A 12,261-nucleotide genomic window follows, 5' to 3' on the forward strand; every position below is an offset into this window, starting at 1 on the left:
CTCGTTATCTTCCAATCGATGACGCGTTCAGGCGCGCTCGAAGATCGCGGCCATGCCCTGACCGCCGCCGATGCACATTGTCTCGAGGCCGTAACGCCCTTTGCGCCGCTGCAATTCGTACAGCAAGGTCGTCAGCATCCGCACGCCGGTTGCGCCAATCGGATGTCCGAGCGAAATGCCCGAGCCGTTCACGTTGAGGCGGCTGTCGTCGTGCCAGTCCCAGCCTTTCAGCACCGAGAGCACCTGGCACGCGAACGCTTCGTTCAGTTCAACGAGATCGAGGTCATCGAAGGAAAGACCGGTCTTGCGCAAGAGCTTCTGCACGGCGGGAACTGGGCCGATACCCATCGTGGCCGGCTCGCAGCCGCTCGCCGCCCAGCCGACGAGATAGCCCATTGGTGTCAGGCCGAGCTCGGCGAGCTTGTCTTCCGCCACGATCAGGCAGGCGGCGGCCGCGTCGTTCTGCTGGCTCGAATTGCCGGCGGTCACCGTGCCGTCCTTGATCAGAGGCCGCAATTTTCCGAGCGATGCCGCTGTCGCTTCGGCGCGCACGCCTTCGTCCTTCGAGAACACGATTGCATCGCCCTTGCGTTGCGGGACGCTGATCGATACGACTTCATCGGCGAACTTGCCCGACTCCCACGCAGCAGCGGCACGCTGATGACTGCGTGCCGCGTATTCGTCGGCGGCCTCGCGCGTGATGCCATATTGCTTCGCGAGATTTTCGGCCGTCTCGATCATTCCCGATATATAGCCGAAGCGCGCTTCCGGTTGCGAGCGTTCGCGGCCGCGTTCCAGCCGGTCGTGCAGCTTCACGGACCCGGCGCGCGAGCCCCATCGCATGTCCGTGCTGTAGTACTCGATGTTGCTCATGCTTTCCACGCCGCCCGCGACCACGACATCGGCCGCGCCGCTCTGGACCATCATCGCGGCCGTGACGATGGCCTGCAGGCCGCCGCCGCAACGCCGGTCGAGCTGCATGCCCGGCACGTGCACCGGCAAGCCGGCTTCGAGCGCCGCCCATCGGCCAATACATGGCGTCTCGCTATTTGCATAGGACTGCGCAAAGACGACGTCCTCGATCCGCTCCGGGTCGATGCCGCTGCGCGACACGGTTTCGCGCAACACGGTTGCCGCCAGTTTTTCGACGGACACCGGCCGCAGGGCGCCGCCAAAGGTGCCGACAGGCGTGCGAACCGGCGCGACAATCGCTGCTCGTTTCATGGTTGTTTTCCTGGTTCTTCAATAGATTGGCGCAGCCGTCAACCGAGGGCATGCGCTTCGGCTTCTAGCGTCTCGCGCCACTCGGGCGCGGCGATATCGAGCATGCGGCGCACGCGCTGCCTGAGAGTCAGGCCACGCAGATCGGCGACACCGTGCTCGGTGACAATCAGCCCCGCGTCGCTGCGCGGCGTGCTGACGGGTCCATTCAGATGCGCAACGATGCGTGAGCCCTTGGTGGTGCAGCTTGGCAGCGCGACGATCGGCAAGCCGCCTTTCGAGCGCGCCGCGCCGCGCAAAAAATCGACGCCGCCACCCACCGCGCCGAGGTACTGTCCCGCCGCCGATTCAGCGTTGACCTGCCCGGTCAAATCGACTTCGATTGCCGAATTGATCGCGGCAAAACGGTCGAGCCGGCCAAGCACATCGATGTCATGTGTGTACGACGTGGGCCGGAACTGCACCGAAGGATTCCCATGCGCGAAACGATAAACCCGCTTGCCGCCCATCATGATTCCCGCGATGGTGACGCCTCGATCCAACGTCTTGCGTGCATTGGTAATGACGCCGCGCTCGCTTAGCTCGGCCACCGCATCGCCGATCGTGCCGCTATGCACGCCCAGGTCGCGTCGATCACCGAGCGCCGCAAGAATCGCTTCAGGCAATGCGCCCATGCCAAACTGGAGCGTCATGCCGTCGTCGATCAGCGCTGCCGTATGCGCCGCGATCCGCGCGTCGATCTCGCCAGGCTGTGCGCGCGGCCATTCGAGCGGAGTGCGGTCCGACTGGACGAGGACGTCGAAATCACCGGCATGCAGGGTGCGCGAGCCGTGCGTCCACGGCGCGGCCGCATTGACTTCCGCGATCACGACACGCGCGGTATCGATCAGCGGAACGAGATATTCATGCGCGATAGACAGGCTATAGCAGCCGTTTTCATCGGCGGGCGCGACTTGCAGGAACAGCACGTCGACCTTCAGCGCGTGCGCGAATTGCGAGTAGTGCGATGGCAGGATGTCGAGCACGCCGGCCTTCGCCAGCTTGCGGTTGTTGCCCGCGCCCGTGTATGAATGGAAGTCGATCACATCGGCGCAAACGGCTGACATGTTGTCCGACCATGTCCCGCCAATGAACACGCCAAAGCGCCCGCCGACCGATGCACGCTGCGCGGCCAGCGTCGCCGTCAGCGTGCAGGGCTCCGCGCCGCATTGTCCCCACGCAACCATGTCGCCGGGACGCACGTAGCGCGACACGTCGAATCGCGACGCATCGAGCATCCGGCCTTCACGCATCACACGGGGTCCCAGCTGAACACGTCCGCCGATACATCGAGCGAATGAAACGACGACTTCAGCGCGGGAATCGCGTGCTCCGCAATGCTTTGCGGCGTCCACCCTTCACTGCGATGCACGGACCGCACGGGCCGCGGCTGGCTCATCACAAAGATCTCGTTGTTGCGTACCGCAAAGATCTGGCCTGTGACATCCTGCGCGCCGTCGCTGCCGAGAAATACCGCGAGCGGCGCGATCTTCGCGGGCGTCATCTGCTTGATCTTCTCGACGCGCGCTTCCTGTTCGGCGGAATCGATCTTGATCGAACTGATCATCCGGCTCCACGCAAACGGCGCAATGCAGTTCGAGCGCACGCCGGATCGCTGCAGATCGAGTGCGATGGATTTCGACAGGCCTGCAATGCCGAGCTTGGCTGCGCTGTAGTTGGCCTGCGCAAGGTTGCCGATCAATCCGGAGGTCGAGGTCATGTGCACAAAGGCACCGGATCCTTGTGCCTTGAACGGCTCGGCTGCCGCCCGCGACACATTGAATGTGCCGTACAGGTGCACTTTCAGCACCGCGTCCCATTCTTCGTCGCTCATCTTGTGGAAAAAGCGATCGCGCAGAATGCCCGCGTTGTTCACTACGCAGTCCACGCGGCCGAACACGTCAAGTGCGTTCTGCACGATATGGCGCGCACCGTCGGCGTCCGCCACGCTATCCGTGTTCGCGGCCGCTTGGCCGCCGAACGCGGCGATTTCATCGACGACGCTTTGTGCCGGACCCGCACTCTTGCCTTCGCCCTCGAGCGATGCACCAATGTCATTGATCAGGACTTTCGCGCCGTTGCGGGCCATCAGCAACGCGATATCGCGGCCAATCCCACCGCCTGCGCCCGTCACGATCACAACCTTGCCGTCCATCATGTCTTGCGTTGCCATGCGCGTGCGTCTCCGTCGGTTTTTATTCATTGCAGCTTGCCGCATCGCATCGCGAACGACAATTTGCATATGCTGAAACCCCGGTTAAGCAGCCATTAACCCGTCTTGCGTTAATGGTGAGACGCGTGCGACGTCATTGAGGCCCGCAACTGGCGGCATCGAAATTACGTTGAGCGTTGAACGTCGAACGACCCGACTCGACGTGATATGCAAACTAGAAATTGTCCTCGGTCGCGCCGAGCATACGAAGCGCTGCCTTCTCCGCGTTCGCCACATGAAGGCGCGCGAGAGTTTGAGCGGCATCGGCGTCACGCGCCTTCAGTGCCTTATAGAGCCTGTCGATCTCGCGCAAACTGTGCGGAAGGCGATCCGGCTCCATGAGCGATGTCGTGCGAAGGAGGTTCACGCGAGAATAAAGACTATTGAGCACCTCCTTGATCAGCGTGTTGCCGCAGTTGCCCAACAGGACATCGTAGAGTTCCGTTTTCGCTTTGAGCACGCCATCGCGATTCTGTGCCAACGCCTCCGTCCGCAATCTTTTGGCCCCTTCGCCGAACTGTGCGATCGCTGCATCGCTTGCAATCCGGGCAAACTCGTAGGCCGCGAAGCCTTCCAGCAGACCACGCAGTGCGTACAACTCGCGCGCATCTTCTTGCGACATCACAGCGACGATCGGCCCTTTATGCGGGACGCTGCGCACGAGTTTCTCCGCCTCGAGCCTGCGCAACGCTTCGCGAATGGACGTGCGGCTCACGCCAAGCGACTCACATAATTCACGTTCGATCAGCCGTGTGCCCGGCGCGAAACGTCCGTCCACAATGGCTTGCCGCAGAACGTTTTCGACCTGATGGCGCAGCGTGGAGGGTCTCACCAGGTCAATGTCCGTCATCATGATCGTATTCCCGTCAGACAAATTAGAACTCTGATGATACTCGACCGCCCTTGATGCCGGGCTCGGTAGCAATCAGCGCACGCAACGAATGAACAAGCGCTTTGACTGCGTGCTAGCCACGACCTGCTGCTTTGTTCGCGAGCGCGGCTTCCAGTAGCGGCGCGCCCAACTCCGCGCCGTGAATGCCCGTCGTGCTGACGATCTCCAGCAACTCCATAAGTTCTTCTGCCGTAGAGCCGTATCGCAGCGCGTTGCGCATATGCAGCTTCAACCCAGGCACATAGAGATGCGTTGAAGAAGCATCGAATGCACAGTAGATGAATTCCTTGACCTTGGGACTCAACACGCCCGTCTTCCACGGGACCGATGAAAACGCCACGTAGGCTTCGAAAAAATCGGGATCGAGTTCGAGCAAACCCTCCCACGTAGGATGCCAGTAACCGCGATTCTTCTCGAACGCAGCCTTCAGGGCCGTTCGCCGTTCATCGAGTGGCGGAGAACCGTTGCGAAGTCCCTCCTCCTCGAGTACTTCCAGCAGCACCGGCACCCCGACGTTACTCGTATGAATGCCGATCGTGCTGACCAGTTCAAGAACTTCCATGAGTTCCTCCGGCGTCGCGCCGAACGCGAGCGCCCGTTCCAGATGATGCGCAACGCCTGGAGCATAAAGCTGTGTCGCACAGGCATCGGCGGCCAGCGCGATAAACTCGCGAACCTTCGCGCCCAGATGATTCTTCCGCTGAGGAACTTGCGAAAGCGTCACATAGGCAGCGACAAAGCCGGGGTCCAGCCTGAGCATGCTGTCCCATGCAGGGCTCCAGGTACCGTGCACGCGTTCGAAGTTTTCCCGGATCGAGTGGGCATCGACGTTAGATGCCGGCGGCTGCGGCATGGAATTCATTGCGACTGTCCTTGTAGAAAGAAGAATGGGCCAAGCCTTGACGCGTCAGCGCGGGGCGCTCACCGGAACATCTTTATCCGCGACTTCCTCCTGCCATGTCGCCTTGCCGATCGACGTGGCAATGTGAACCATGTAGCTGCTATCGGTCGCACCGTGCCAGTGGCGCTCGTTGGGGCCAATGAACACGATGTCCCCTTGCCGGATCGATTGCGGCGGCTCGCCGTCCAGACAGATCCAGCCCATGCCTGCTGTCACCTGCAACACCTGGCCCTGCTCGTGCGTGTGCCAGTAGGTACGGCCGCCGGGTTCGAACATGACCGTGTTGATGGTGACGCCGTCGGTCGCGGGCATCACGGGATCGGCATACACGGTGCCGGAAAATGTCTCGCTGCGACGCTCCGATACCGCCCCTTCAGCCCTGCCGTGAAATACTTTCATGTGCGTTACCCCTTTGCCTGTTGTCCATCGAATAGCCGCACGCCACCCGACACATCGCCGATAGCGTCGACCACGCGGTTACTGATCACGTCGCCGTAACCTAGCGCCGTGCCTAGTCCAAAGCATGCAAGCGGACCCGACGCGTTGAGCGACACGACGCCCAGTTCGCGCACACGGTCCACGTACAGCATGACGTCTTTCGTCATCAGCTTGCCGGTGAGTCCGCCTTCCAGATAGTCGCCATCGACGATCTTCGGGAACCGGTTCAGCGTGGCGAAATTGACACCGCTGCTGCTGTTAAGCACGTCGAGAAGCTTGTGCAAGTCGAGCCCCGCCTTCTTGCCGGCGACCATGACTTCCGCGCTGGCTGCAAGGCTGACCGCGTTCAGAAAATTGTTCAGCAGCTTGGTCGTGTGCCCCGCTCCGCTCGCGCCCATGTAGGCGACCTTCGTGCTGAAAGGCGCGAACGCCCATCCGACAGCTTCGACCGTTGCTTCGTCGCCACCTACCATCAGAGTAAGCGTGCCTTTCTCAGCCGCCGCCGCGCCGCCTGAAATACCGGCATCGATATAGCGAACACCGCGCTCTTCGAAGCGCTTCGCCAGGCGAATGGTCGAACTTGCCGAAGCCGTGCTGAGATCGACGACGATCTGCCCTGCACGGCTGTTCGCGAGCACACCGTCGTCGCTTTCCACGACCGTTTCAACGACCCGGCTATCGGGCAAGGACATCATGATGACGTCGGCGAATGCCATCACGTCCTTGATCGAATGGGCGGCTTGCGCGCCGGCTGCATCGATCCTTTCCTTGACCGTGTCGTAGCCTGCGACCGACAAGCCCGCATCGACGAGTCGCCGCGTCATGCGTCCACCCATGTTTCCAAGTCCGATGAAGCCGACTTTTTCCTTGTTCATGGAACACCTTCCTGTAGGACAAAAATACGCTGATCAGAAATCGACATCTTTCGTTTCCGGGCCCATCAGGGCGCCGATCGTCCCGATGATTCCGCCAACACACAGCAGCGCGACCGACGTCATGCGCAAAGGCATGAATGCGCTTAGCCAGTTCATATAGAACGCATAGAACGAGGGAATGATCACGGACAAGCTGAAGCCCACGCCGAAACCAGTTGCGCGAACATCGGTGACAAAACGCTCGTTGATATAGGTCACGATGACACCCCATGGCGACGTGACGAGCACCGCCAGCACGCATACGAGCGCGATGATGACGGGCAGCGACAGGCCGTCCACGTTGGCCAATACGTACAGCAGCGCGGCGCCGACGGTCGCGATCAACGGGCCTGAGATCGCGAAGAAACGGCGGCGTCCGATCTTCTGCCCGATCATGCCGGACGCGGTGTAGCTGAAGAAAAGAACGAAGTACGTGATCATCAATGTCGACGTCAGCTGGAAGCCGGACAAATGAAGCGTCTTGACGAGCAGGCCAGTCGGCAAAAAGATCGTGACGATGTTCTGTGTGAGCCAGAAGCCCGTCATCATGACCAGCACCTGAAGCAGATTGCGCCCGCTCTTGCCGCGCAGCAGATCGCTCAGCGGCAGTTTTTCCGCCTTGATCTCCTTCTCGCCGGTCTCGCTTTTCCAGATCTCCGATTCCGCCACCTTGTGGACGTAGTACATCGCGAGAAAACCGGCAAGCACGGCGCCGAGCACGAACGGAATGCGCCAGCCCCACTGTGCATACGGCGAGTTCATTCCGTTCAGCGGGAACAACGCGAACATTGCCATTGCGACCATGTTGATGGTCACGTAGGCAGCGGGGAACCCCGAGATGATGAAACCGCCCACGAAGCCGCGCTGTTCTTTTTTCGAGTACTCGATTGCGAGTGGCATCGCTCCGGTATAACCCCCGCCGAGAAAGATGCCATCCACAAAGCGCAAGATCACAAGCAGCCAGTACGAGGTGATGCCGATGCTTTCGTATCCGGGCAGCAAGGCGATCAGCAACGTGATCACGCCGAAGCCGGAGACCGACCAGATCGACGCTTTCCGGCGTCCCACACGATCCGCGACCATGCCGAAGAGCAACGCACCGACAGGCCGCCCGATCAGTGTGGTGATGAAGACCAGCGACGCGAGTATCGTTTCCATTCCGGCCGACAGATGCGACGGCTGGAAGAAAGCCAGCACCGGCGAGAGTACGACCACCGGCAAGTAGATATCGAACATGTCGATAAATTCGGAAAAGAAAGCGCCCTTGATCGCATTGCGCCGTTTGTTTTCTATGGACTGCGCGTCTGCTGACTGGTCAATACCGTCCACGGTTAACGTTTTCATCGTTGTCTCCATCGGTTATGAGCGTTGCTGCATGTTGACTGCTCCACGGCGCTCTCTAGGCGCCTTCATTTCGATGCGGTGTAAGCGGTGTTATTGCAGTGGATATTTCAAGCCGCCGCGTTTTCCGCTTCATAAGCCTTGATCGCTTCGCTCGCCACACGGAACGCCGCGAGCGCCAGCGGCACGCCGCAATAGATTGCCGCCTGCATCAGCACCGAGCGGATTTCCTCTTTGCTGACGCCATTGCGCAATGCGCCTTTGACGTGCACCGCCAGTTCGTGGTGCTGGCTCATCGCGGTCAGCATGCCGAGGTTCAACATGCTGCGCGTCTTGAACGGCAACGTGGTGTCGCCCCAGATATCGCCCCAGCAACTCTCGGTCACGAACTTCTGCATGGGACGGTTGAAATCATCCGCATTCGCCCATGATTTCTCTACGTGTCCTGCGCCCAGTACTTCCTTGCGGTTTTCAAAGCCCTTGTTGAAGCGATCGTCGTTGTCCATCTTCGAACCTCTCTGGTTAAGTAGTCGTCTTCATCGATACTGAAAATGATCAGTGCCTGCCTGACTGATTGTGTGACAAACAGCCAATCGAAATTTTTTAGCGTGTTTTTTTTTACAGGCGATCAGGCCGCTCCGTAACCCACCATCGCCTTTGTTTCGAGATATTCCCGCAGCCCCGCTTCGCCCCATTCGCGGCCATTACCCGAGCGTTTATAGCCGCCAAAAGGCGCGCCGAAGTCCGCCGGCGGATAGTTCAGGTGCACGCCGCCCGCTCGCAGCGCGCGGCCAACACGGCGGGCGCGTTCTATGTCCGCCGACTGCACATACGCGGCGAGGCCGTACTCCGTGCCATTGGCAATATCGATGGCCTCTGCTTCCGAGTCGTAACCAATGATCGATAAAACCGGTCCGAAGATTTCCTCGCGCGCGATTGCCATGTCAGGCGTCACGTTGGCGAACACCGTTGGACGAACGTAATAGCCGTGTGCAATGCCAACAGGAAGACCGGGACCGCCGGTCACGAGTCGCGCGCCTTCGTCGATACCCGACTGGATCAACGCTTGCACGCGCTTGAACTGGTTCGCGTTCACGAGCGGTCCCAGTTGCGTGGCCGGGTCGTCGGTCGGCCCCGTCTTGTAGGCTTGCGCCGCGCGCCCGGCGAGTTCGGCGGCATCGTCCATCAAGTGATGCGGCACCAGCATGCGCGTGGGTATGGAACACGACTGGCCCGAGTTCGTGAAGCACGCCGCAACACCGCGTGTCACTGCTTCGGCGAGATTGACATCGTCGAGCAAGATGTTTGCAGACTTTCCGCCGAGTTCCTGAGCCACGCGCTTGACGGTGTGCGCCGCCATTTGCGCGACGAGCACGCCCGCACGCGTCGAACCGGTAAACGACACCATGTCGATGTCCGTATGGCTTGCGATCGCAGCGCCGACGCCGGGGCCATCGCCATTCACGAGATGAAAAACGCCCGGCGGAACGCCTGCATCGTGCAGCACTTCTGCGAACAGCAGCGCGCTCAGCGGTGAGTACTCGCTAGGCTTGAGCACCATCGTGCAACCGGCCGCAAGCGCGGGTCCGATCTTCACCACGATCTGGTTGATCGGCCAGTTCCACGGCGTGATCAGTCCGCATACGCCGATTGGTTCCAGCATGACCCGCGTGCTGCCGCGTTGCTCTTCGAACTCGAAGCGTTCGAGCACATCGATCAACGCTTTCAAGTGAGCCGGGCCACGCACGGCCTGTCCGTTGCGCGCGAAGGTGATCGGTGCACCCATCTCGCGGCGCATGAGTTCGGCGAATTCGTCGTAGCGGCTTTCGTACAGTTCCAGGATGCGCCGCAGTAGCGCGACACGCTCCGCTACGCTGGTCCGGGACCACGCTGGATACGCTCGACGCGCCGCGGCGACTGCGCGGTCTACGTCGGCCGCGCTGCCTAGCGCGAGCGTGCCGAAGCGTGTTTCAGTGGCGGGATCGACGAGATCGAACGCGGTTGCGGACATGGGCTCGACCCATTTTCCATCGATATAAAACTCGTTGGTATGCGACATGAAAAAGCTCCCAAGGGTCCAGGTCAGGATGCGTCGCCCGGCAGCAGGCGATACATCTCCGTGTGATCGGTTGCGGGCGTCGACTGCTTCGCGGCGCTATCCCACATCGAGGTCACCGTGGTGCCAAGCGTCATTGGATAGCCGACCGTCGCCGACAGCGCTTGCGCGATCTTCAGATCCTTGACCATGAGTTGCAGCGCAAAGCCCGAGGCGAACGAGCCGCTCAACATGAACTGCTTCACCTTGTTCTCGGACGTGTTGCTGCGCCCGGTCGACGCATTCAGCACGTCCGTCATGACTCCCGGTTCAATGCCGAAGCGCTCCGCGATATGCAACGCTTCCACGGTCGCGGCGAGGCCAGCCGCCGACACATAGTTGTTCAGCGCCTTCGCGGCATGGCCCGCCCCTGCAGCGCCGATATGCAGCACGCTCTTGCCCATTGCCTCGAGTACAGGCTTGCAACGTTCGAGCACGTCGGCGCGTCCGCCCACGAGGATCGCCAGCGTGCCTTCCTTCGCTTTCTTCACGCCGCCCGACACGGGCGCGTCGAGATACGCCAGGCCGCGCGCTTCGAGCGTTGCGCCTAGCGTGCGGGAGCGCTCCGGTTCCGACGAGCTCATGTCGATCACCACCGCGCCCTTGGCAAGATGGCTCGCCCAGCCACCTGATTCCGGGCTCTTGCTGTCGCCCAGCAACACGCTTTCTACGATTGCCGAATTCGGCAGCATGGTGATGAGTACGTCGAGCGGCCCGGCGTCGGCGCCCTGCAGTTTCTCCAGCCTCCTGGCCGGCAACTGCGCCACCAGCGATTCGGCGCGGGCAGAGTCGGCGTCATCGATCCACAATTCATAGCCCGCGTTCGACAGGCACTGCACCATCGGTGCGCCCATCATGCCCAGGCCGATAAAGCCGATGCGTTTCACGGATGCCATTGTTTAGCCCCTGTTTTCAGCTTTCCTAGCGCAACGCGGAAAACGCCGTTGGCGTCAGAAAATGGTTTTCGATGCGCTCGACAATCGGCTTGTCGGCTTCCGATGCAGCACGCTTCGCGATCCAGTCGGCATCGGCCTGAAACGCGTTCCACTTCTGCTCGCGCTCAGCCAGGCTCTGCCACTTCACCATGTAGGTCAGCGCGTGATTGCTCGGTCCGATCAGCGTGGTCCAGAACCCGATCTGCTCGATGCCGTACTTCTCGAAGAACGAAAGCGTCGTGTTCGTGAAGCGGTCGAGCAATGCCGGCAAACGTGTCGGCGCGCAATGATAAATACGCATTTCAACGATCATGCTGTCTCCCTTCGTTTCAGGTTCGATTAGTCCGGCAGGCCTTCACTCGACGACCAGCGCTCGACGTACTTCACGATTTCCGTCATGTCGCGCTTCGAGCCGTCCTGCATGAAGGCGTAGTTCCATATCTGGCGCGCGGCGCCTCCCACCCACATCGGCACGCCGAGCGCCTGGCATTCGTCGACGGCAAGGCCAATGTCCTTGCATACGCTCGACACTGGAAAGCCGAAATCGAACGTGCCGGGCAGCACGTGCTTGGGAAACTTGTCGAGCGTTGCGCCGTTCTTGCCGCTGCCCGCATTGAAGACCGACATCATGACTTCGGGATCGAGCCCGCCACGAAGACCGGCTATATAGGCCTCCGAAGTAATCGCAAGTGCTGTCGATGAAAGCATGTTGTTCAATAGCTTGACCAGTTGGCCCTGCCCCGGTTCCTGTCCGACGACGATCACCTTGCCCAGCACCTCGAACAGACCGCGCACCTGATCGAGCGCGGCGGGTTTGCCGGCCGCCATGATGGCAAGCGTGCCCTTCTTCGCGCCGGCCGCGCCGCCGCTCACCGGTGCATCGACGGTGTCGATGCCTTTTGCGAGCAGACCATCCGCCACTTCCTTTTCCATGCGCGATCCCACTGTCGACAGATCGACCATGATCTTCAGCGCACTTCCTTCGACCAGGCCGCCTTCGCCCAGCGCGACCTGCTTGAAGATCGCGGGCGTCGGCAAGCTCGTGAAGACAATTTGCGCCGTGTCCGCGATATCGCGCACCGACGTGCCTGCCCGCGCGCCGATCGACACCAGTTCCGCGACGGCCTGCTCGTCGCGATCGAACACGACCAGCGCGTGACCTGCCTCGATCAGACGCCGCGCCATAGGCCGTCCCATCACGCCTACACCGACAAACCCGATCGTCTTGCTGCTTGATTGACTGCTTGCCATGACTTCCCTTCCTTTCGATAAA

Annotated in this window: 12 protein-coding genes and 1 pseudogene; all 13 read right to left on the reverse strand. The window is 60.9% G+C overall.

Annotated features, from left to right (window positions below):
* Positions 1-27: 27 nt before the first annotated feature.
* The gene (locus ASG35_RS10975) at positions 28-1,224 is read right to left on the reverse strand and encodes an acetyl-CoA C-acetyltransferase (RefSeq protein ID WP_056356483.1); all 1,197 of its coding nucleotides are present in this window, start codon (positions 1,222-1,224) and stop codon (positions 28-30) included.
* 38 nt (positions 1,225-1,262) lie between these two features.
* The gene (locus ASG35_RS10980) at positions 1,263-2,513 is read right to left on the reverse strand and encodes an acetyl-CoA hydrolase/transferase family protein (RefSeq protein ID WP_056356485.1); all 1,251 of its coding nucleotides are present in this window, start codon (positions 2,511-2,513) and stop codon (positions 1,263-1,265) included.
* On the reverse strand, positions 2,513-3,418 hold the full coding sequence (locus tag ASG35_RS10985; protein WP_056357385.1) for an SDR family NAD(P)-dependent oxidoreductase: 906 nt from the start codon (positions 3,416-3,418) through the stop codon (positions 2,513-2,515). Before ASG35_RS10985 ends, ASG35_RS10980 begins: the two co-directional genes overlap by 1 nt.
* 229 nt (positions 3,419-3,647) lie before the next feature.
* Complete coding sequence (locus ASG35_RS10990) at positions 3,648-4,325, reverse strand: GntR family transcriptional regulator (RefSeq protein WP_056356487.1); 678 nt, start codon at positions 4,323-4,325, stop codon at positions 3,648-3,650.
* A gap of 112 nt (positions 4,326-4,437) precedes the next feature.
* Positions 4,438-5,217, reverse strand: coding sequence for a carboxymuconolactone decarboxylase family protein (locus tag ASG35_RS10995; RefSeq protein WP_442854830.1), 780 nt, complete (start codon positions 5,215-5,217; stop codon positions 4,438-4,440).
* Positions 5,218-5,271: 54 nt separating this feature from the next.
* The gene (locus ASG35_RS11000) at positions 5,272-5,664 is read right to left on the reverse strand and encodes a cupin domain-containing protein (protein WP_056356492.1); all 393 of its coding nucleotides are present in this window, start codon (positions 5,662-5,664) and stop codon (positions 5,272-5,274) included.
* Between the two features lie 5 nt (positions 5,665-5,669).
* Positions 5,670-6,578, reverse strand: coding sequence for an NAD(P)-dependent oxidoreductase (locus tag ASG35_RS11005; RefSeq protein ID WP_056356494.1), 909 nt, complete (start codon positions 6,576-6,578; stop codon positions 5,670-5,672).
* A gap of 33 nt (positions 6,579-6,611) precedes the next feature.
* Positions 6,612-7,961 carry an MFS transporter gene (locus ASG35_RS11010; RefSeq protein WP_056357389.1) on the reverse strand — a complete coding sequence of 450 codons (1,350 nt, stop codon included), beginning with the start codon at positions 7,959-7,961 and terminating at the stop codon, positions 6,612-6,614.
* A 107-nt stretch (positions 7,962-8,068) separates the two neighbouring features.
* Entirely contained in the window at positions 8,069-8,464 is a 396-nt protein-coding gene (locus tag ASG35_RS11015; protein ID WP_056356496.1) for a carboxymuconolactone decarboxylase family protein, read from the reverse strand.
* Between the two features lie 122 nt (positions 8,465-8,586).
* Positions 8,587-10,017 carry an aldehyde dehydrogenase family protein gene (locus ASG35_RS11020; protein ID WP_056356498.1) on the reverse strand — a complete coding sequence of 477 codons (1,431 nt, stop codon included), beginning with the start codon at positions 10,015-10,017 and terminating at the stop codon, positions 8,587-8,589.
* Between the two features lie 23 nt (positions 10,018-10,040).
* Complete coding sequence (locus ASG35_RS11025; RefSeq protein ID WP_056356500.1) at positions 10,041-10,949, reverse strand: NAD(P)-dependent oxidoreductase; 909 nt, start codon at positions 10,947-10,949, stop codon at positions 10,041-10,043.
* Positions 10,950-10,974: 25 nt separating this feature from the next.
* A complete protein-coding gene (locus ASG35_RS11030; protein ID WP_056356502.1) occupies positions 10,975-11,301 on the reverse strand; it encodes an NIPSNAP family protein in 327 nt (108 codons plus the stop codon).
* Between the two features lie 26 nt (positions 11,302-11,327).
* Positions 11,328-12,251, reverse strand: a pseudogene (locus ASG35_RS11035) (NAD(P)-dependent oxidoreductase); the annotation flags it as partial.
* Positions 12,252-12,261: the final 10 nt, after the last annotated feature.

The sequence above is a fragment of the Burkholderia sp. Leaf177 genome, from assembly GCF_001424345.1.
Classification (GTDB): Bacteria; Pseudomonadota; Gammaproteobacteria; order Burkholderiales; family Burkholderiaceae; genus Caballeronia.